Below are 19,687 nucleotides of genomic sequence, written 5' to 3'. Positions count from 1 at the left end.
GGCGCAGGCGGCACCTGCGCCTGAGAGCCGGTCCCGGCCGGATCAGCCCCGAGCTGTCGCTCCCTCACCAATTGTCTCCGTTAGCCTTGCCGTTGATCGCCATCTGGGGCTGAAACGAGGCCGGGAGAGACATCGTGGTGAAGGTCCTTATTGCCGGTGGAGCCGGTTACATCGGCAGCACGGTCGCCTCTGCCTGCTTGGACACAGGCATCACCCCAGTGATCCTCGACAACCTCGTTCGGGGCCGCCGCGAGTTCACTGAGGGCCGTACCTTCTACGAGGGCGACATCGCGGACGGGGCACTGGTCGACCGGATCTTCTCGGAGCACCCGGATATCTCCGCGGTGGTGCACTGCGCAGCGCTGATCGTGGTGCCCGAGTCTGTCGCGGACCCGATCGGCTATTACGAGGCCAACGTGGCAAAGAGCCTGGCCTTCGTCAGTCACCTGCACCGCAACCGATGTGACCGCATCATCTTCAGCAGTTCAGCCTCCATTTATCAGGCCGCGGACGGCTCGCCCGTTGACGAGGACTCGCCGTTGGCGCCCCAGAGCCCCTACGCACGGACCAAGGCCGTGTGCGAGGAGATGTTCGCCGACATCGCCATGGCAGGGCCGCGAGTGTTGTCTCTGCGCTACTTCAACCCGGTCGGGGCCGACCCGGAGCTGCGTACCGGGCTCCAGCTCAAGAGGCCCAGCCATGCCCTGGGTGTGCTCATCCAGGCACACGAGGAAGGCCGTCCATTCCCAGTCACGGGGACGGACTACCAGACACGTGACGGCTCGGGTATCAGGGACTATGTCCACGTCTGGGATCTCGCCGCAGCCCACATCGCGGCGATCGAGCGTTTCGACTCTATCCTTGAGGGGTCGAAACGCTCGATCGCGATCAACCTGGGCACCGGCTCGGGCACCACGGTTCGGGAGCTGTGCGCCGCGTTCAACAACGTCGTCGACACACCCGTGGCAACCATCGACACCGATCGGCGGCCCGGTGATGTCGCCGGCGCTTATACCAAGAGCGACCGGGCGGCTGAGCTGCTGGGGTGGACGCCGAAGCTGTCCCTGGAGGACGGCATCCGGTCTGCCCTGGACTGGATGCCCGTGCGCGGCGAGCTGTTGAAGGATTGATATAAGAGGGTGTCTCACGTGGTGTGAGGTTGATGCGGCATGATGCCGTGCCATGGGTGTTGGTTTGTCGCAGCGGTTGGTTCCTGACGAACTCTGGTCGCTCGTGGCACCGTTGCTGCCTTCGTTCGCTTCCCGTCCGCAAGGCGGAGGCACGGCCCCGGTGGATGAGCGAGCGGTGTTCACGGCCGTGGTGTACGTGCTGACCAGCGGCTGCGTCTGGCGGCACCTGCCGGAGACGTTCGGCGTCTCACCGGCCACCGCCCACCGCCGGTTCTCCGCATGGACCAAGGACGGGCTGTGGCGGCGGCTGCACCAGGCCGTCCTGGACGAACTCGGCGCCCGCGGCGAGGTGGACTGGACCTCGGTGATCGTGGACGCCGCCTCCGTCCGGGCGAAAAAGGGGGATCGCTGACCGGGCGCAATCCGGTCGACCGGGGCAAGAAGGGCAGCAAGCTCCACGTCCTGTCCGACGCCCAGGGCCTCCCTCTCGCCCTTGGCGTCTCGGGGGCGAACGTCCATGACAGCCAGGCACTCCTGCCGCTGGTGCTGGGCATCCCCGCCGTCCGTTCCCGGCGCGGCCCTCGCAGACGCAGGCCCGGCAGGCTTCGCGCGGACAAGGCGTACCACTCCGCCGAGAGGCTGAGGTGGCTGCGTGAACGGGGCATCGTCCCGCGCATCGCCCGACCCGGCATCGAGTCCGGCGAGCGTCTCGGCCGGCACCGCTGGAAGATCGAACGGACGATCTCCTGGCTCTTCGGCTACCGCCGCCTGACCGTCCGCTACGAGCGCAAAGGCAGCCACTTCCTGGCCTTCCTCGGGCTCGCAGCGGTCCTGACCTGCTACAAGAAACTCGCAAAGATCGCCACGTGAGACAAGCTCTAATACTCCAGCAGCGGTTCGTGGCCTGAGGTGCGTTTTCGGTAGTGGCAGCGGCGGGCGATGGCCTGGCGGTGTCTTCTCCAGGCGGACCAGTTCAGTGCGTGGGTGATGGGATCGCGGTCGGCTCGTGGGTGGGGCAGGAGAGTGTCCAGGAGCCGCCGGATCTCTGCCACGGTGAGCGGGACGGTGGCTGATCCGTTTCTGCAGCCCCCTTTGCCTCCCCGCCGGCCTGGGCTTGTGCTGCGAGTGCGGCCAGGACGGCGTGGGCGAGCATGGCCAGGGTGATGTGCCGATACCAGCCGACATAGCGGCGGACTTCGTACTCGTCCAGGCCGCACTCGTTCTTCGCGGCCTGGAAGCACTCCTCGATCGCCCAGCGGGAGCCGGCGATGCGGACCAGCTCGGCGATCTCGACACCCACGGGTGCGTAGGCCAGGTAGTAGGCCACATCTTCGGGGTCGGACAGGCTGCGGCGGGCCATCACCCACCGGTGATGGGTCGGCGGATCCGGATCGAAGATGATGTTGGCGGGCAACTTGGCCCCGGCCCAGTCGTAGATCCGCGGGCCCTTCGCCCCATCGCCGCAGGACAGCCGCTGCCAGGCATCATCGGGTGCTTCATCGATGAGATGGTCGATGCGCCAGATGCCGGCCAGGGACTTGATCTGCTGGGACTTGGGCACCGCCACCACGTAGCCGACGCCCGTCTGCTCGAGCAGGCGGCGGAAGTGCCAGTCCTGCCCGTAGGCCTCATCCGCGGTCACCCACGACGCCGGCAGGCCGGCGGCCAGGCAGCGGCGGACGATGTCCCGGGCCAGTTCCCCCTTGGTCGCAAAGCCTCGCCCGTCGGGGATCTTGGCCGCCCGGCAGCGGTCACGGTCGGACGTCCAGGCTTTGGGCAGGTAGAGCTCCCGGTCCACCAAGGCCCGGCCTGAGCTGGTGGCGTAGGCGGCGAACACGCCGATCTGACAGTTGTCGATCTTTCCTGAGGTGCCGGTGTACTGCCGACTGACCCCGGCTGAGGTGGTGCCCTTCTTGATGAATCCCGTGTCGTCGATGATCAGCACACCGCCCGGTCCGAGCCGTTCGGCGACGTAGGCACGGACGTCGTCACGCAGGGCGTCCGCGTCCCAGACACTGCTGTTCAGCAGCCGCTGAAAGCCGTCCGGAGTGCGGTGACCTGCCCATTCCGCAAGCTGCCAGCCGTTCTTGCGTGTCGCCCGCCCCAGCAGACCACGGACGTAGTCCCGCATCCGCCACCGCAGATCCGCCCGAGTGAACCTGCCCGCCACCCGAGCGAACACCAACTCCAACTCGCCGGCCCAGCAAGCGGCTTCACTCATCCCCTCCATACCAGGACAACGACAACCACCAGCTCAGGACACGAACCGCTGCTGGAGTACTAAGTACCTGCTTTCAGTCCTGAGCTGCGGTGCAGGCGTTGGCGGTGGTGGGAAAGTGGTGCTCCAGGGCCGCAGTTCAGCCGCAGTTCAGGCCGGTGCAGGGGCAAGGTGATGGTTCTGGCCTTGAGGACGATCAGTCCCGCTGGGCTTCGCGGGAGGCCGGCTGTCCGCTTCTGCGGGAGCTTTGACGGGTGATTCGCCTGGTCATGAGCGTGATGGCCGCCCAGGTGATCAGCGATTCGGAGTGCTGGATGAGCCGTTCGTAGTCCCGCGCATGCCGGCGGGCGTGCATGATCCAGGCCAGGGAGCGCTCGACGACCCAGCGACGGGGAAGGATGACGAACCCGACAGCGTCCTTCGGGCGGCTGACGGTCTTCAGGGTCATTCCGAGGTTCGTCTTTGCCGGCCCCGGACTCCTATCTCTGACCCCAGGTGCAAAGTAGCGATCAGGGCTTCGTGGCCACGATCTTCTTGGGCTGACGGGGCACAGTCTTGTTCTTGTCGAGGTGCCCGTACACCGTGGACCGCGGCACGCCGAACATGTCGGCGATCTGCTGGACGGTCTTCTCCCGCTCGTCGTATAGCCGTTGGGCGAGCGCGGCCTGATCCGCCGTGAGGCGCGGCCGGCGCCCGCCGACCCGGCCACGAGCCCGTGCGGAGGCGAGCCCGTCGTTGGTGTTCGCCACGATCAGTTCGCGCTGGAGTTCGGCGAGCACGGACAGCATCCCGAACATCGCGCGGCCCTCCATGGTGGCGGTGTCGATTCCCTGCTCGATGACGTGCAGCCCGATGCCGCGCTCGCGCAGCTCGGCGCCGAGCGTCACCAGGTGCAGCACGGAGCGGGAGAGCCGGTCGAGCCGGGTGACCTTCAGGGTGTCGCCCTCGCGGAGCATCTGCATGACGAGGTCGAGCTTCGGGCGGGACGCCTTCGCGCCACTGGCGACGTCGACGTGGATGTTGTCGCGGTCGACGCCGTGGCGAAGAAGAGCGTCGATCTGATGATCGGGGTTCTGGTCGGCCGTCGATGTGCGGCAGTAGCCGATGAGCATTGTCGGAAACTACCTGAAGGACCTTTCTCCGACGTTGATTTCCGACGCGAGTTGCCGACACTGCCCACCTGCGGGTTCGTGATGGCGATCTAGAGTGTCGGCAGACGATCGTTTGCCGACATTCGATATCCCATGGGAAGGCGCGTACGAATACCTCGCGCCTGGTTGACGCACCCGACAGCGAGATGCTCCCGGTGATCAGCCTGTCTCCCCACCTGTCCCCCAGGAGCCGGTTCCGGCAGTTCGGCCGTGACGGCGCGGACGGTGTCCCGGAGCCAACGCTGCCCCAGGTCGCCGTCGAGGCGCGGGTGCCAGGCCATCTGGTAGTGCAGTGGGCGGATCTCCTCGGGCGCGGGCAGGATCCGGATTTCGGTGTCCGGGCGCTGCTGTGCGAGCAGCCTCGCGGGCAGGGTGAGGATCAGCCGGGTGCCCAGGACGGAGTGAGCGGCCAGGGAGTGGTAGGGCACGGTCAGCCCGGCCCGGCGGTGTGTCCCGAGGCCCTCCAGGCGCCCCTCGATCGCAGTCTGGCGTTCGTCGGTGGTGCCGACGATCACGTGAGTGGCGTTCAGATACTCCTCCAGGGCGATCTCCGGTTGCTCGGCCAGTGGGTGGTCCGCGGACAGGACGCAGACAAACCGGTCGTCGAACAAGTGCTCCGTGCGCAGCGCGGCGACCGGCCCCGGCCCGGCATGGAACACCAGGTCGACGACGCCTCGGTCGAGATCCTCGTAGATGGCGTTGTGCCACGTGCGGAAGTGCAGCGTGGAGCGCGGTGACTCCTGGAAGACGCGCTGGAAGACCGCGGGGGCGAACACCCGGGCGTAGTCGGTCCCGGCGACCCGGAATGCCTCGGCGGCCACGGCGGGGTCGAACTCCTCGGGGGCGAAGAGGCTTTCCAGCTGCGGCAGCACCGCTCGCAGCTGGCGCTGCACGCGCTCGGCCCGTGGGGTGAGCCGGTAGCCGCCCGGCGCGCGCACCAGCAGTTCGTCGCCGAGCGTGTCGCGTAGCCGTTGCAGCGCCCGGCTCATCGCCGGCTGGCTCATCCCGGCAAGTTCGGCGGCGTGCGAGACGTGCCGTTCCTCCAGCAGTGCGGCCAACGGAGCCAGCAGATTCAGGTCGACCCGTTCGATATTCACCATACGCATAATGTAAATGAATTTCATGCATTAGACAAATAAGCGCGTGGGGCGGAGGGTGGATCACGTCGCCGGGCAAATCGCCCGCGAACGGCCTCATCACAATGGGCATCCGTCCGGATGCCGGGATCGGAGCAGTCATGGACGGCGCGACAGCGGAGAACGGATCCGGCCGGCCCACGGTGGCCGTGGTGATCGGCGGCTCGGGCGGCATCGGCGGCACGGTCGCGCGCCGGCTGGCCGCGAACGGTACGGCCGCCATAGTCCACTACGCGGGCAGCGCGGCCAAGGCCGAGGCGATCGTCGAGTCGATCACCGCGGCCGGGGGCACAGCAATTGCCCACTCCGGCGACGTCGCCGAGCCGGCGGAGATGGCGGAGCTCTTCGACGCCGCGGAAGCGCGTTTCGGCGGCATCGATGTCGTCGTCAACACCGCGGGGATCATGCTGCTCGCCCCGCTCGCCGAGATGGAGCTGGACGACTTCGACCGCATGCACCGGATCAACGTCCGGGGGACCTTCGTCGTCTCCCGGCTCGCCGCCCGCCGACTGCGTCCCGGCGGCTCGCTGATCAACTTCTCCACTTCTATCACCCGGCTTCAGCAGCCCGGCTACGGCGGCTACGCGGCCACCAAGGGCGCGGTTGAGGCCATGACCCTGATCCTGGCCCGCGAGCTGCGCGGCCGGGACGTCACCGTCAACGCAGTCGCCCCCGGGCCGACCGCGACGCCGCTGTTCATCGAGGGCAAGAGCGAGGAGCTGATCGCCCGGATCGCCGCCGCCGCACCCCTGGAGCGGCTCGGCACCCCCGAGGACATCGCCGAGGCGGTGGCCTTCCTGGCCGGGCCCGGCGGCCGCTGGATCAACGGCCAGGTGCTGTACAGCAACGGCGGTATCGCCTGACCTCTCGATCCCACCCCACCTCACCGATCGGAAGACCACCATGTCAACCGTCCTCATCACCGGTGCCGGCACCGGCATCGGCAACCTGACCGCGCGGGCGCTCGCCCGGGCCGGCCACCGCGTCTACGCCTCGATGCGAGCCCCCGGCACCGCAACGCCGCCCGCGCCGAGGAACTCAACCGCCTGGCAGCGGCCGAACGGCTCGACCTGCACGTGGTCGAACTCGACGTCACCTCGCAGGAATCCGCCGACCACGCGGTGGCGGCCGTGCTCGACGACGCGGGCACGTTTGACGTCGTCGTCCACAACGCCGGTCACCTGGTCACCGGATATGTCGAGGCGTTCACCGCCGAGGAGATCGCCCACCTGATCGACGTCAACACCCTCGGCGTCCAGCGGCTGAACCGGGCCGTGCTGCCGCACCTGCGCGCCCAAGGCCACGGCACCCTCCTCTACGTGGGCAGCACCATCCCGGTGACCACCCCGCCGTTCCTCGGCCCGTACGTGGTCTCCAAGGCGGCCATGGACGCGCTGGCGCTGGTCACCTCCTACGAGGTGGCCCCGCTCGGCATCGAGACCGTGATCGTCATGCCCGGTGCCTTCACCCAGGGCACCGACCACTTCCCCAAGGCGGCACGGCCCACGGACACCACCGATGTCGCCGCTGGGTATCGGGCCCTGGACCCGTTGGCCGCACGCAACGAGGAAACCACCGAAGGTCTGTTCACCCCGGGCGCGCAGGCCGACCCGGTGGTGGTCGCCGAGGAGATCACCAGGATCCTGGCCCTGCCCTTCGGCGAGCGCCCCTTCCGCAGCGTGGTGGACCTGACCAACTCGATGGTGGAGCAGGCCAACTCCGCGGTACTGGAAGCCCGTACGGACTTCGTGCGGCGCATGGGCTTCGAAAAGGTCCTGCACGTCGCCCGGGCGTAGGCCGCCCCGCACCCTTCCCTCCGCCAACCACTGCCCCTCGCAAGGACTCAGTGACATGACCTGTGATCAGCTGAATGCCGTCTCCGACCTGCTGCGGAACTCCCCGCTGGACCTGGGCGGCGACGTGGGAAGATGCGCCGCGTCTTCGACGAGATGCTGGGCTCCGCGCCGCTGCCCGACGACGTCCGCACCCGGACCATCGAGCTGGGCGGGGTGCCCGCCGTCGAGGTGCGGGCCGGCGCCGCGCCGCCGGCCGGCACCGCGCTGTACTTCCACGGCGGCGCCTACGCGATGGGTTCGGCCGCCGCCAGTGTCGGCCTGGTTTCCGAGATAGCCCGGCGCGCCGCGGCCACCGTCCTCTCCGTCGACTACCGGCTCGCCCCCGAGCACCCCTTCCCGGCCGCCGTCGACGACGCCCTTGCCGCCTGCCGGGCGCTGCTCGACGGGGGTGTCCCGGCCGGGTCGGTCGCGGTCACCGGAGAGTCGGCCGGTGGCGGACTGGCCCTCGCCCTGCTGCTGGCGATCCGGGACGCGGGGCTGCCGCAGCCGTCGTCCGCGACGGTTCTGTCCCCGTGGGCGGACCTGACCCAGTCGGGCGGCACCATGTCGACCCGGGCGGAGGCGGATCCGGCGCTCACTCGCCGGGCCCTTCAGATCCGGGCCGCCGACTACCTCGCCGGGGCGGATCCGCGCACCCCGCTCGCCAGCCCGCTCCACGCCGATCTGCGCGGACTGCCGCCGCTGCTGATCCAGGCCGGCGCCCGGGAGATCCTGCTCGACGACGCCCTGCGGCTGGCCGCCCGCGCCGCCCGCGCCGACATCCTGGTCACCTTGCAGACCTTCCCCGGGGCACCGCACGTCTTCCAGGGCTTCGCCCCCCTCGTCGAGGAGGCCGCGCGCGCCCTTGACCACGTCGCCGCCTTCCTCAACAGCCACATCCACCCGGAGGGCTGACCCATGCGAGCCGTACGCTTCCACCGCTACGGAGACATCGACGTGCTCGGCGTCGAGGACGTCGAACCGCGTCCGCTCGGCCCCCACGACGTCCTGGTCCGGGTACGGGCCGCCGGCATCAACCCGGGCGAGGCCAAGATCCGCACCGGGGCCCTGCACGAGCACTTTCCTGCGACGTTCCCTTCCGGACAGGGCAGTGACCTGGCCGGCACCGTCACCGCGACCGGGGCCGCAGTGGCCAGTTGGGCACTGGGGGACCCGGTCCTTGGCTGGTCCTGGGAGCGGTCCAGCCACGCCGAGTACGTTGTCGTCCCGGCGGACCAGCTCATCCGCAAGTCCGAGACGCTCCCCTGGGCCGCTGCAGGTGCCCTCTACGTCGCGGGCAGCGCCGCCTGGGCGGCCGTCGCTGCGGTCGCCCCGCAGGCCGGGGAGACGGTCGTGGTCAGCGGGGCCACGGGTGGGGTCGGCAGCTTCGCCGTTCAACTCCTGCGCCTGCGCAGGGCGCGCGTGGTGGCGGTCGCCTCGGCCCGGCACCAGGACTGGCTGGAGTCCCAAGGCGCCGCCCTCGTCGGCTATGGAAGCAGGGTCGACGAACGCCTTCGCCGGGCGATCGAAGGCGACGGCGGCGGCACAGCGCACGCCTTCCTCGACTTCCACGGCGGCGACTACCCGCGCATCGCGCTGTCCCTGGGGGTGCCGCCCAGCCGGGTCAACACGCTCGACTACGGCGCCGCCGCCGCGCTCGGCACCCGGTCGCACGGCAGCGCCGAGGGCACCGACCGGGCGGTACTGGCCGAACTGGCCGGGCTGGCGGCGGTCGGCAGGATCGAGGCGCCGATCAGCCGGACCTACCCGCTGACCGAGGTCCGGGCGGCCTTCGCCCACTTGGAACACGACCACCCGTTGGGCAAGGTCGTCCTCCTGCCAAACGCCACCCCGGGCGGTAATGCCGGGGACGCACGGGACGCAGCCGGGTGACGTTGGCTCAGGCCGGGCGAAGTCGCCCGGGAGTGCCCAGCGAAGAGATCCTTCCCCTTCCGGCGGCGGCTCTGGCCCAGGGGCCGTGGGAACAGGTCATCGCCCACCTCTTCCCCTATGGGAACTTTACCCGCGGCAACCTGATGCCGATCTTCGACAGCGCGGAACCCGGTGCGGACGAGAAGTGACGCCCGCCCCGCCCGGCTGTGGGCCGAGATCGAGGGCGCTGCGTAACCGTCGAGCAGCAACCTCGCGGGCACTGTCACGTTGACTGACCGGGTGGGATGATCTTCTGGTTGGTCATGCCGGGAGGGGTCGTCCGTGGGCAGCGCGCCGTCGTCGTACAAGGGGCACCGGTACCCGGTGGAGATCATCGCGCACTGCGTGTGGCTGTACTTCCGCTTCCCGCTCAGCTTTCGCGGGGTCGGGGAACTGATGCTGGAGCGCGGCGTGCTCGTCTCCTATGAGACGGTCCGCCGCTGGTGCGCCAAGTTCGGGCAGACCTACGCCAACGGCCTGCGTCGCCGGCTGCCCCGCCCCGGGGGCAAATGGCACCTGGATGAGGTCTTCATGAAGATCAACGCAGAGCGGAAGTACCTGTGGCGGGCCGTGGACGCCGACGGCACCGTCTTGGACATCCTCGTGCAGAGCCGACGGGACACCGCTGCGGCCCGGCGCTTCTTCCGCAGGCTGCTGAAGAAGACCCATACGGTGCCCAGGGTGGCCGTCACCGACAAGCTGCGCTCCTGCAGCGCGGCCCACCGCGAGGTCATGCCCTCCGTTGAGCACCCCTCGCACAAGGGCCTGAACAACCGGGCGGAGAACAGTCATCAGCCGACAAGGCAGCGTGAACGCGCGATGAAAGGCTTCCGCAGTACCGGTGGGGCCCGACGGTTCCTGGCTGCCTTCAGCGGCATCTCACCGCACTTCCGGCCCCACCGCCACCTGATGACCGCTCCCGGCTACCGAGCTGAGACGACCCTCCGCTTTGCAATCTGGGACCAGGCCACCGGCGCCGCCGGGACCTGAACACCGCTTCGAAACCCGGTCCCGCCCCATACCTCACGCGCTGCCAGAAAACCACTCAATAACGTGACAGTGCCGCTGGAGCGGGATCAGTGTCCGGGTTTCGTCCACGGCGTGGAGGTACAGGAGCAGTGTGCCGCCGTCAACGTGGTCACCGAGAACGAGCGGGTTACGGGGCTGCGCCACCGCCCGGAGGAGGGCCCGGCCTGTACGGTGGCGGCCCGCTATGTGGTGGACGCCTCGGGCAGCGACAGTCTGTTGCGCCGTCATGTCGCCGGTGCCCGTGGCTCGTCCGGGCTGGCCGTGTACGCCTGCTTCAAGGCCGACCACAGCCAGGCAAGAGGCCCGCAGCGCTTCCCGTTCGGCGGCGGCTGGTTCTGGATCGCACCGGTCGGCTGCGGGCTTACCCGTGTCGGGGCGGTGGTGCGGCAAGATTTGGCGGACCGGGTGCGCGAGGATCCCGAGGGCTCGCTGTTCGAGTTCGTCGAGGAGTGTCCTCCGATCAGGGCCTTCCTGACGGGGGCCACACGGGTGCGCGGCGGCCGTCACGGGCAGATCCGGGTGCGCCCGCACTGGTCGTACGCCGCCGACCGGCTGTGGCGTCCCGGGATGGTGCTTGTCGGCGACGCCGCGTGCTCCGTGGAGTCGGACTCGCTCCCGTCCCGTGGGGTACATCTGGCCTGCCGCGGCGCCTGGCTCGCGGCCCACGCCCTCGACGGGCATCTGCGCGGAACGGCGGACGAGGGAGCCACCTTCGCGGAGTTCGAGAGGCGGTACAAGGAGGCGTACGGCGAAGTCCTCCACAGCGACGGCCCGTACCCCCCCGCTGCCGGACTTCCCCGCCGTGCCCGCCCGGGCGGGCGTCAGTCGGTGACGAGGTCCTCCGGCGCGGACCTGGCGAGCCCGGCGAGCGTACCGAGCGCCTGGGAGAGGACGTCTCGCTGGGGCGAGGCGAGTCCCAGGCGGATGGCGTTGGGGGCGTGGCTGCCGCCGGCGGTGAACGCAGCGGCGGGCACCACCCCGATGCCGTGCCGCGCGGCGGCGACGACGAACGTGTCCGCGCGCCACGGGCGCGGCAGCTGCCACCAGCAGTGGTAGGAGCGTGGATCGCTCTGCACCGCGAAACCGGCGAGGCGCTGGGCCGCGATCTTCTGCCGTACCGCCGCTTCCCTCTGCTTGGCGTCCACCAGCTTCTTCACAGTGCCGTCCTGCTGCCAGCGGTGGGCGGCCTCCAGGGCGAAGCGCATGGGGGTCCAGCCGCCCGATCGAAGGGCGGCGGCGATCTCGCTCGCCAGGGTGTCGGGCGCCACCACGAAGCCGAGGGTCAGGCCGGGGGCGATGCGCTTGGACAGGCTGTCGATCAGTACGGTCCGCTCGGGGGCATAGGCGGCGAGCGGTGGCAGTTCGTCGTGCAGGAACGCCCAAATGGCGTCCTCGACCGCCGGGATCCGGAGCCGCAGCAGTACGTCGGCCAGCCGCTCGACTCGCTGCGTGGACATGGTGAGCGAGAGCGGGTTGTGCAGCCTCGGCTGCACGTAAACCGCGTGCAGCGGGGCGGCGGCGTGGGCCTCCTCCAAGGCCTCCGGGACCAGTCCGGCACTGTCCATGGCAAGCGGGACGACGGTGATGCCGAGCCGGGCGGCGACGGCCTTGATCACGGGGTACGTCAGCTCCTCGACGCCGAGGCGCCCACCCGGTGGCACCAGGGCGGTGATGACGGCGGAGATGGCCTGCCGCCCATTGCCCGCGAACTGGATCCGCGCGGGGTCGGCACACCAGCCGCCGCGGGCGAGGATGCCGGCGGCGGACTCTTGCACGGCCGGGAGGTCGGACGCACCGACCGGCCGCAGGGAGTATCCGAGGGCGTCGGGCCGCAGCAGCCCACTGAGCCCTTCGGCGAGGAGTGTGCTCTGCTCGGGTACGACCGGGTAGTTGAGCTCGAGGTCGATCCGGCTGCCGGCGGATTCAGTGAGCGCGGGAGTGGAGACACTGGACTTCGCGGACACCGCGCGGACGAAGGTGCCGCGTCCCACCTCACCCACCGTCAACCCGCGGCGGGCCAGTTCCTGGTAGACGCGCGTGGCGGTGGAGTTCGCGATGCCGTGCTGCCGCGCAAACTCGCGCTGCGGAGGAAGCCGGTTGCCGGGCCGGAGGGCGCCGGCTTTGATCTCCTCGGCCACTGCGTCGGCGACGCTCTGATAGTCCTTCACGGCGCGCTCCCCTCGTCCGTCCGGGTGGACTCCATCGAACCACAAAATTGCACTGAGTGCAATGTATGGGTTGCATCGAGCATTGCTCTGCCCGTACGCTCCAGACATTGCTCCGAGGCCAGGAAGGGAGGGGACTGGGCTCAGTGAACACGACCACGCGATCCCGGTCACTGCTCGACCGGACTCCCCTACCCCCGCCCGACTGCCGACGCTGCGGCTTCACATCCGACCTGATCAGGCAGGATGCGATCGCCGACGCGCTCCGGGAGTACACAGCAGGCTGGCAGCAGCTCCTGCGGGACTCGGCAGTCGGCACGCAGGCTCGCCCGCCTGGTCGCCCCTGGAATCGGGCTGCCACGTCCGGGATATGTGTCTGCTGTTCCACACCCGACTCGATGCAATCCTAGGACAATCACCGACTGCACCGAGATTACGGACTGGGGCGGAGACCGGGGCATCCGCGGATCGCCTGGACGCCGTCCGGCGCTACCGGGACGAGGAGCCGCAGCAGGTGGCGGAGGAGCTGGGGCGTGCCGCCGAGGCCCTGGCGCTCCGCCTGGCCACGCTCACCGCCGACGACTGGGACCGCGACGATCCGCGCCTGGCCGACCCGCGGCTCACCGTCGATCTCTTCACCCGCCACCTCCTCCACGACATTGCCCACGACCTCGCCGAGGCCATGCACGACGACCGCGCCGACGGAGCGCGTCCAGAGGATGGCGACACAACGCACCAGCAAATGAGGGGTTTTCATGGTTGAACTGAGCGGGATTCTCGGCGTGGTGGTGGTGGCTCTCGGCATGGTGCTCACCCCCGGCCCGAACATGATCTATCTCGTCTCCCGCAGCATCACGCAGGGCAGGCGCGCCGGCATCGTCTCCCTCGGCGGTGTGGCGCTCGGCTTCATGGTGTACTTGGTCGCCGCGAACCTGGGCCTGTCGGTCGTCTTCATCGCCGTACCCGAGCTGTACTTCGCTGTGAAGCTCGCGGGCGCAGCCTACCTCGCCTACCTGGCCTGGAACGCCTTGAAGCCTGGCGGCGTCTCCGTCTTCGCCCCGCAGGACGTGCCACACGACTCACCACGCAAGCTGTTCACGATGGGCCTGATGACGAACCTGCTCAACCCGAAGATCGCCATCATGTACCTCTCGCTCATCCCCCAGTTCATCGACCTGAACAAGGGCCGCGTCCTCCTCCAGGGCCTCATCCTCGGCTCGATCCAGATCGTGGTCAGCGTCGCGGTCAACCTCACCATCGTCCTGGCGGCCGGCGCGATCGCCGTCTTCCTCTCACGCCGCCCCTCCTGGCTCAAGGTGCAGCGCTACGCGATGGGCGCCGTCTTGGGGGCGCTCGCCGTCTCCCTGGCCATCGGTACCTCGGGCCCGACCAAGGTGAGCTGACGACACGGCAGCAAGGCCGAAGGGCCGGCGCAACGCGCCGGCCCTTCGGTTTTGTCCCTCTGACCTCGGCACTACCGCGCCGCGGTCAGGTGTTCGGCGTGTTCCTGGAGGGAGCGCACGCCCACGTCGCCGCGGTTGAGGGCGTCGATGCCCTGGACGGCGGCGGCGAGCGCCTGGACCGTCGTCAGGCACGGCACGGCACGGCACGGACCGGGCCACGGCGGCCGTACGGATGTCGTAGCCGTCGAGGCGGCCACCGGTGCCGTACGGCGTGTTGACGATGAGGTCGACCTCGCCGTCGTGGATGAGCTGGACGATGGTCTTCTCGCCGTTCGGGCCGGTGCCCTCGGACTGGCACTGTCACGTTATTGAGGGGTTTTCTGGCAGCGTGTGAGGTATGGGGCGGGACCGGGTTTCGAAGCGGTGTTCAGGTCCCGGCGGCGCCGGTGGCCTGGTCCCAGATTGCAAAGCGGAGGGTCGTCTCAGCTCGGTAGCCGGGAGCGGTCATCAGGTGGCGGTGGGGTTGGAAGTGCGGTGAGATGCCGCTGAAGGCAGCCAGGAACCGTCGGGCCCCACCGGTACTGCGGAAGCCTTTCATCGCGCGTTCACGCTGCCTTGTCGGCTGATGACTGTTCTCCGCCCGGTTGTTCAGGCCCTTGTGCGAGGGGTGCTCAACGGAGGGCATGACCTCGCGGTGGGCCGCGCTGCAGGAGCGCAGCTTGTCGGTGACGGCCACCCTGGGCACCGTATGGGTCTTCTTCAGCAGCCTGCGGAAGAAGCGCCGGGCCGCAGCGGTGTCCCGTCGGCTCTGTACGAGGATGTCCAAGACGGTGCCGTCGGCGTCCACGGCCCGCCACAGGTACTTCCGCTCTGCGTTGATCTTCATGAAGACCTCATCCAGGTGCCATTTGCCCCCGGGGCGGGCAGCCGGCGACGCAGGCCGTTGGCGTAGGTCTGCCCGAACTTGGCGCACCAGCGGCGGACCGTCTCATAGGAGACGAGCACGCCGCGCTCCAGCATCAGTTCCCCGACCCCGCGAAAGCTGAGCGGGAAGCGGAAGTACAGCCACACGCAGTGCGCGATGATCTCCACCGGGTACCGGTGCCCCTTGTACGACGGCGGCGCGCTGTCCACGGACGACCCCTCCCGGCATGACCAACCAGAAGATCATCCCACCCGGTCAGTCAACGTGACAGTGCCGTACGACAAGCTGAAGCGGGACTGCAAGTCCAGCGGGATCTCTTACAACCAGGGTATTGCTCAGTCGATCCGGCTGTGGCTCGACGAACATCCTTCACCGCGGCCCAAGCCCCAGCGGGTCACCGGGGCGCGCCGCATCATTTTCGGTAATCAGAAGGGCGGTGTCAGTAAGACCTCGGTGTCTGCCGGCGTCGCCCAGGCTCTCGCCGAGTCGGGTCATCGCACTCTGCTGATCGACTTCGACCCGCAGGGTCACCTGACCAAGCAGCTCGGTCACCCGCTCATCGAAATTGATGCCCCCAGCCTTGCCAAGCACATGCTCGGTGAGGTCAAGGACGGTGAGCTCACGGACCTGCTGGTGCCGATAAGGGGCGGGGACTTCGAGGATCATCTCTGGCTGCTCCGGGCCTGCAAGGACGCCTTCCTCCTCGATGCCAAGCTCGCCACGAGCCGCTTCGTGCGGATCAAGGAGACGGCGCTGGAGAAGGCCTTGGAGCCGCTGGAGCACGATTTCGACTTCATCGTCGTCGACTGCCCGCCAAGCCTCGGCTACAGCATGGACACGGCCATCTACTACTGCCGCACCCGGGAGGGCGAAGAGGACGGCGCCTCGGGCATCGTCATCCCTGTTCTGTCCGAAGACTCGTCCGCCGACGCCTACGACATGCTCGAAGAGCAGATCGCGGACCTGATCGAGGACATGGAAGTCGCCATCAGTCAGCTCGGTTTCGTCGTCAACATGTACGACAGCCGCAAGGGCTATGTGGCGACATCCTCTCTGGAGGAGTGGCGGAAGATCGGTGAGCCCCCGGTCCTGGCTGTCGTGCCAGAGCTGAAGGACCAACGAGAAGCGGCACGGGTGAAGGCAGCCCTGCTAGCCCATGCCCCTTACTGCGAGCAGGTGGAAGCAATGCGGACGATCGCACGGAGGATCAGCGGATGAGCGTCGCCGACCGGCTGGGAGCCGGGTCTTCTTTCACCGAACGACGCGGCCGCAGTGCTCGCGGACCCGCAAAGGCAGTGACCCAGGGAGACGTTCCCGTCTACGAGTTGGTTCGGTTGCAGCTGGATGAGGTCTCCCCTACCCTCCTCAACCCGCGCCGCAACTTCGGCACCGACGAGGAAAAGACGCGCTTCGGCGAGGAACTGCGTCGCGCTCAGCTGGCTGCATGTGTCGCTGTGACCCGAACCGCCTACCTTGCACTGTGGCCCGACCACGAGGACCGCATCGACAACGCCGCCCACGTTCTGATCAACGGTGAGCGACGTTTCCACAGCGCTGTCCACGTCGGCTTGGAGGCGCTGGACTTCGTTGTCCGTGACGATCTGGCCTCAAGCCGTGAGGAATTCATCAACCACCTGCTGAAGGAAAACCTTGAGCGGGAGGACTTTGACGTGATCGAGCGTACTCGTGGTGTGGAGCAGCTCGTAGCCGTGTGCGCGGAAACCTCGGAGCGTGGGGCCCGGACCCGGGCAGCCGAGCAACTCGGCAAGGACCGCTCATGGGTGACCAACCAGCTGGTGCTGCTGGAGTTGCCGGCGGAGCTGCAGGCCATGTTGAGCGCAGGCACGCTTGCCGAGCGCGACGGGCGGATGTTGGCTCGCTACTCCAAGGAGAACCCCGGGCTGGGAGCAGCCAATCTACTGGATTATCTAAAAGCAACGAAGGAAGCCGCAGCCTTGGCCAAAGCCGAGGAACGTCGGCAGCTGCAGACGCTGCGCTCCGCTGGGGACACTGCCTTGTTGTCCGCGGACAACAAGGCGGAAGATCAGCAATCGCTCGCGGCAAGCGCTCTGCCGGACGCTCCTCTGTCAGGCAACGTGAACCGCAGCTTGTTGTCCGCGGACAACAAGGAAACCACGTCGTCGGCGCACTCGCACCCGGCGTCGACTTTGTTGTCCGCGGACGGCAAACCAGTCGGTGAGGCGGTGCACAGTGCGGCCAGGCCGCCAGCTCAGCGTCAGCCGACGCAGAAAGATGCCGAACTCTCTGCTCCTGGCCCTGCCGATGCAGTGGAGAGCTCCAGCGAAGGCGGGTCGGATGGACTGGGCGGTCAAGGGCAGCCACGTCAGCTGCCGTATGACGATGCCTTCTACGTCGTCAATCACCTGCACCTGAAGATGGAGCCGTCGGTCTTCGCTGAAGGCGTTCGGCTGTGGTTGGGAATCATGCGTGAACAACATCCCGACGAGTACAAAGCGCTGCTTCGTGAGCTGTCCCAGCAGGAGGAACAACCGGTCTGACCACCCAACCACTACGGCCCGCCCCCGCACACTGCGGGGCGGGCCGTAGTGGTTGGGTGGTCAGACATGCTGAAGGTGCTGGCGCCTCGTGACGGATGCGTCCAGTGCCCGGGGCGGCTGCCCCATGAGCCGATGCGCCGGCTGTCTCGGGGCCTGGTGCACGTCTCATCGGCCCACCCTCAGTGATGATGAAGAAGCTGCGTGGCCCAGCCCGCCCAGCCGCCCAGTCGCGCTGCCCTCCAGCCCCCGATCCGCCAACGGCTGTTCGAGGAGGCGGCCCAGTACAAGATCATGGTGCTGCGGGAGAGCCTCGACCTGGGCTCGGAAGCCCATATCGACTACGGCCTTCTGGGACAATGGATTGACCGGGCCGCCAGGAAAGGGCACCGGATCCAGGCGTACGTGATGGTGTCGCCCGCTTCGCGGCACATATTCGTCTCAGGCACTCTTCTTGCGGACCAGCGTGATGCCATCGGCCATGACCAGCAGGCTGAGTTCCACACGCTCGTCGTCCCGCAGCAGCTTGTTCAGATCGCGCACGGCACAGGTGTCGGGGTCGGTGGCGGCCGGGTCGGCGACCCGGCCGAAGAACAGGGTGTTGTCGAGGACAATCAGACCACCCGGGCGCACCAGGTGCAGGCAGGTCTCGTAGTACTCGGGGTAGTGGGCCTTGTCCGCGTCGACGAACGCGAGGTCGAAGCCGCCTTCCCCGTGCTCCTCGTGGAGCCCCGCCAGGGTGTCATGCGCGTCTCCGACCCGGGCGTCGATCCGGTCGGAGACCCCGGCCCGGTCCCAGTACGAGGCCGCTATCTCGATCCATTTAGGGTTGAGTTCGCAGGTCACGACCTGCCCTCCGGGAGACAGCGCGCGAGCCATACACAGGGTGCTGTACCCAGTGAAGGTACCGATCTCCAGGACGCGGGCCGCGTCCGTCAGCCGCACCAGCAAGGACAGCAGCTGGCCTTCCTCGGCCATCACCTGGAGGGACGGGCCACCGGGCAGCTGGGCGTTCAGCTCGCGGAGGTCGGCGAGCACCGGGTCGTCCCTGAGGGAGATCTCCCGTGCGTAGGCGAGCAGTTCGGGGCTTTGGTGGGTGTGAGTGGCCATGATGGAGGTGATCCGTTCGTCGTGATCGAGGTCGTGGTCAGTGCGCCGGTGTCGGTTTCGGCTGGTGCAGTGGTCGGGAGGCCAGCAGGCCGGTGACCGTGTCGGTGAACTCCTCGCGCCGCGTGTCCAGGTAGAAGTGCCCGCCCTCGAAGATCCGCAGGTCGAAGGGTCCGTGCGTGACGTCCGACCAGCCGGCGGCCTCCTCGACCGTCACCTTGGGGTCCGACGCACCGACCAGCGCCGTCACCGGGCACGACAGCCGGGGTTCAGGGCGGTGGCGGTAGGCGCGCAGCGCGGCGTAGTCCGCGCGCAGCGGCGGAAGGAACATCTGCAGGACATCGCTGTCGTCGAGCAGTTCGGGGCTCGTCCCGCCGAGCAGCGCCAGTTCGCGCACCAGCGCGTCGTCGTCCAGCTCGGCCACCGGTCTGCTGCTCTGCAGCTCGGGTGAACGCTGACCGGAGACGATCACCTGGTCCGGCCCGGGCGAGGCGGTCGCCTTCAGTACCCGCGCCAGTTCGTAGCCGACCGTGGCTCCCATGCTGTGGCCGAAGACCGACAGCGGGCGGTCGGCCCATGCGGACAGCTCCTCGGCGATCCGCGCCGCCATCGCCCGGATGCCCAGCTCCATGGGCGCCTCACGCCGGTCCTGGCGGCCCGGGTACTGGACGGCGACCACCTCAACCCGTGACCGGTCGGCCAGTTCCCTGGAGAGCGGGAAGAACGTGCTCGCGGAACCGCCCGCGTGCGGGCAGCACACCAGGCGCGCCACCGGGTCCGGCACGGTGTGGAAGCACCGCAGCCAGCTGTCGTTCGGCAGGCTCACCGGTTCAGCTCCTCGTCCAGGAAACGCGCCATGTCCTCGATACGAGGGTGGTCATAGACCAGCGTGGGTGGCAGGTCCAGCGCCAAGGCCTCTCCCAGGCGCGTGCGCAGCTCCACGGCCATGAGCGAGGTGATGCCCAGGTCGAGCAGCTCGGCGTCGCCGTCAAGCGGTTCGGGGCCCTCGTGGCCGAGGGTGTCCGCCGCGGCCTCCGCGACGATCCGTATGAGTGCGGCGAGGCGTTCGGAGCCGGACAGAGCGGCGATCTCCTGGCCCGGCGTCTCCTGCGGGGGGTGCTCCTCGGTTTCCACCACTTT

General features: G+C 68.6%; 19 protein-coding genes and 4 pseudogenes. 13 read left to right on the top strand and 10 right to left on the bottom strand.

The annotated features are described in order from the left end of the window. Window positions 1-134: 134 nt before the first annotated feature. Window positions 135-1,130, top strand: coding sequence for a UDP-glucose 4-epimerase GalE (gene galE / locus QQY24_RS32435; RefSeq protein ID WP_301976540.1), 996 nt, complete (start codon window positions 135-137; stop codon window positions 1,128-1,130). 64 nt (window positions 1,131-1,194) lie between these two features. Beyond that, window positions 1,195-2,000, top strand: a protein-coding gene (locus tag QQY24_RS32430) for an IS5 family transposase (protein WP_301976855.1) whose coding sequence is annotated in 2 segments (ribosomal slippage) — window positions 1,195-1,540 and window positions 1,540-2,000 — 807 coding nt in all. Because the reading frame shifts where the segments join, the coding sequence is not laid out codon by codon here. 103 nt (window positions 2,001-2,103) lie between these two features. On the opposite strand, the gene QQY24_RS32425 is transcribed toward QQY24_RS32430, so the two are convergent. From QQY24_RS32425 to QQY24_RS32410, 4 genes and pseudogenes are all read right to left on the bottom strand, one after another. Then, window positions 2,104-3,360, bottom strand: a complete 1,257-nt coding sequence (locus tag QQY24_RS32425; protein ID WP_301970644.1) for an IS701 family transposase — start codon at window positions 3,358-3,360, stop codon at window positions 2,104-2,106. Window positions 3,361-3,598: 238 nt separating this feature from the next. Beyond that, window positions 3,599-3,814, bottom strand: a pseudogene (locus QQY24_RS32420) (transposase); the annotation flags it as partial. Window positions 3,815-3,857: 43 nt separating this feature from the next. Next, complete coding sequence (locus QQY24_RS32415; RefSeq protein ID WP_301976539.1) at window positions 3,858-4,460, bottom strand: recombinase family protein; 603 nt, start codon at window positions 4,458-4,460, stop codon at window positions 3,858-3,860. 89 nt (window positions 4,461-4,549) lie between these two features. Further along, entirely contained in the window at window positions 4,550-5,599 is a 1,050-nt protein-coding gene (locus QQY24_RS32410) for a LysR family transcriptional regulator (RefSeq protein WP_301976538.1), read from the bottom strand. A 137-nt stretch (window positions 5,600-5,736) separates the two neighbouring features. On the opposite strand from QQY24_RS32410, the gene QQY24_RS32405 reads away from it, so the two are divergent. The 7 genes and pseudogenes from QQY24_RS32405 to QQY24_RS34920 all read left to right on the top strand — a co-directional run. Next, the gene (locus QQY24_RS32405) at window positions 5,737-6,498 is read left to right on the top strand and encodes an SDR family oxidoreductase (protein ID WP_301976537.1); all 762 of its coding nucleotides are present in this window, start codon (window positions 5,737-5,739) and stop codon (window positions 6,496-6,498) included. A gap of 183 nt (window positions 6,499-6,681) precedes the next feature. Beyond that, entirely contained in the window at window positions 6,682-7,431 is a 750-nt protein-coding gene (locus QQY24_RS32400) for an SDR family NAD(P)-dependent oxidoreductase (protein ID WP_367658077.1), read from the top strand. A gap of 132 nt (window positions 7,432-7,563) precedes the next feature. Beyond that, window positions 7,564-8,385: an alpha/beta hydrolase fold domain-containing protein gene (locus QQY24_RS32395; RefSeq protein ID WP_301976536.1), complete on the top strand. Its 822-nt coding sequence runs from the start codon at window positions 7,564-7,566 to the stop codon at window positions 8,383-8,385. A 3-nt stretch (window positions 8,386-8,388) separates the two neighbouring features. Then, window positions 8,389-9,363, top strand: coding sequence for an NADP-dependent oxidoreductase (locus QQY24_RS32390; RefSeq protein WP_301976535.1), 975 nt, complete (start codon window positions 8,389-8,391; stop codon window positions 9,361-9,363). A gap of 32 nt (window positions 9,364-9,395) precedes the next feature. Then, entirely contained in the window at window positions 9,396-9,551 is a 156-nt protein-coding gene (locus tag QQY24_RS32385; protein ID WP_301976534.1) for a hypothetical protein, read from the top strand. Between the two features lie 133 nt (window positions 9,552-9,684). Then, window positions 9,685-10,392 carry an IS6 family transposase gene (locus QQY24_RS32380; RefSeq protein ID WP_301976533.1) on the top strand — a complete coding sequence of 236 codons (708 nt, stop codon included), beginning with the start codon at window positions 9,685-9,687 and terminating at the stop codon, window positions 10,390-10,392. Between the two features lie 63 nt (window positions 10,393-10,455). Next, window positions 10,456-11,175, top strand: a pseudogene (locus QQY24_RS34920) (NAD(P)/FAD-dependent oxidoreductase); the annotation flags it as partial. Between the two features lie 77 nt (window positions 11,176-11,252). Here QQY24_RS34920 and QQY24_RS32375 read toward each other — a convergent pair. Then, window positions 11,253-12,599 carry a PLP-dependent aminotransferase family protein gene (locus QQY24_RS32375; RefSeq protein ID WP_301976532.1) on the bottom strand — a complete coding sequence of 449 codons (1,347 nt, stop codon included), beginning with the start codon at window positions 12,597-12,599 and terminating at the stop codon, window positions 11,253-11,255. A 511-nt stretch (window positions 12,600-13,110) separates the two neighbouring features. Here QQY24_RS32375 and QQY24_RS32370 point away from each other — a divergent pair. Continuing rightward, window positions 13,111-13,359 (top strand): hypothetical protein, encoded by a 249-nt coding sequence (locus tag QQY24_RS32370; RefSeq protein ID WP_301976531.1) that lies wholly within the window; start codon window positions 13,111-13,113, stop codon window positions 13,357-13,359. Then, a complete protein-coding gene (locus tag QQY24_RS32365; RefSeq protein WP_301976530.1) occupies window positions 13,352-13,999 on the top strand; it encodes a LysE family translocator in 648 nt (215 codons plus the stop codon). The genes QQY24_RS32370 and QQY24_RS32365 overlap by 8 nt, the downstream gene beginning before the upstream one ends. A 71-nt stretch (window positions 14,000-14,070) precedes the next feature. On the opposite strand, the pseudogene QQY24_RS32360 reads toward QQY24_RS32365, so the two are convergent. Both QQY24_RS32360 and QQY24_RS32355 read right to left on the bottom strand, forming a co-directional pair. Then, window positions 14,071-14,353, bottom strand: a pseudogene (locus tag QQY24_RS32360) (hypothetical protein); the annotation flags it as partial. Window positions 14,354-14,426: 73 nt separating this feature from the next. Next, window positions 14,427-15,133 (bottom strand): annotated as a pseudogene (locus QQY24_RS32355) (IS6 family transposase). Window positions 15,134-15,194: 61 nt separating this feature from the next. Here QQY24_RS32355 and QQY24_RS32350 point away from each other — a divergent pair. Both QQY24_RS32350 and QQY24_RS32345 read left to right on the top strand, forming a co-directional pair. Next, the gene (locus QQY24_RS32350) at window positions 15,195-16,142 is read left to right on the top strand and encodes a ParA family protein (protein WP_301976529.1); all 948 of its coding nucleotides are present in this window, start codon (window positions 15,195-15,197) and stop codon (window positions 16,140-16,142) included. Beyond that, complete coding sequence (locus tag QQY24_RS32345; protein WP_301976528.1) at window positions 16,139-17,443, top strand: plasmid partitioning protein; 1,305 nt, start codon at window positions 16,139-16,141, stop codon at window positions 17,441-17,443. Before QQY24_RS32350 ends, QQY24_RS32345 begins: the two co-directional genes overlap by 4 nt. A gap of 438 nt (window positions 17,444-17,881) precedes the next feature. Here the strand turns inward: QQY24_RS32345 and QQY24_RS32340 are convergent, their stop codons facing one another. Genes QQY24_RS32340 through QQY24_RS32330 form a run of 3 tightly spaced genes read right to left on the bottom strand, consistent with a single transcriptional unit; the run spans window position 17,882 to window position 19,681 of the window. Then, a complete protein-coding gene (locus QQY24_RS32340) occupies window positions 17,882-18,550 on the bottom strand; it encodes an O-methyltransferase (RefSeq protein WP_301976527.1) in 669 nt (222 codons plus the stop codon). A gap of 37 nt (window positions 18,551-18,587) precedes the next feature. Then, complete coding sequence (locus QQY24_RS32335) at window positions 18,588-19,373, bottom strand: thioesterase II family protein (protein ID WP_301976526.1); 786 nt, start codon at window positions 19,371-19,373, stop codon at window positions 18,588-18,590. Beyond that, complete coding sequence (locus QQY24_RS32330; RefSeq protein WP_301976525.1) at window positions 19,370-19,681, bottom strand: acyl carrier protein; 312 nt, start codon at window positions 19,679-19,681, stop codon at window positions 19,370-19,372. The genes QQY24_RS32335 and QQY24_RS32330 overlap by 4 nt, the downstream gene beginning before the upstream one ends. Window positions 19,682-19,687 lie beyond the last annotated feature (6 nt).

The sequence above is a fragment of the Streptomyces sp. TG1A-8 genome, from assembly GCF_030499535.1.
GTDB lineage: Bacteria > Actinomycetota > Actinomycetes > Streptomycetales > Streptomycetaceae > Streptomyces.
This window is presented reverse-complemented; position numbering and strand designations above follow the sequence as displayed.

Bases quoted from the DNA above. Each gene is read 5' to 3' on its own strand.
- QQY24_RS32425 (WP_301970644.1), bottom strand. From the start codon at position 3,360: ATGGAGGGGATGAGTGAAGCCGCTTGCTGGGCCGGCGAGTTGGAGTTG.
- QQY24_RS32345 (WP_301976528.1), top strand. From the start codon at position 16,139: ATGAGCGTCGCCGACCGGCTGGGAGCCGGGTCTTCTTTCACCGAACGA.
- QQY24_RS32395 (WP_301976536.1), top strand. From the start codon at position 7,564: ATGCGCCGCGTCTTCGACGAGATGCTGGGCTCCGCGCCGCTGCCCGAC.
- QQY24_RS32390 (WP_301976535.1), top strand. From the start codon at position 8,389: ATGCGAGCCGTACGCTTCCACCGCTACGGAGACATCGACGTGCTCGGC.
- QQY24_RS32415 (WP_301976539.1), bottom strand. From the start codon at position 4,460: ATGCTCATCGGCTACTGCCGCACATCGACGGCCGACCAGAACCCCGAT.
- QQY24_RS32340 (WP_301976527.1), bottom strand. From the start codon at position 18,550: ATGGCCACTCACACCCACCAAAGCCCCGAACTGCTCGCCTACGCACGG.
- QQY24_RS32365 (WP_301976530.1), top strand. From the start codon at position 13,352: ATGGTTGAACTGAGCGGGATTCTCGGCGTGGTGGTGGTGGCTCTCGGC.
- QQY24_RS32410 (WP_301976538.1), bottom strand. From the start codon at position 5,599: ATGGTGAATATCGAACGGGTCGACCTGAATCTGCTGGCTCCGTTGGCC.
- QQY24_RS32405 (WP_301976537.1), top strand. From the start codon at position 5,737: ATGGACGGCGCGACAGCGGAGAACGGATCCGGCCGGCCCACGGTGGCC.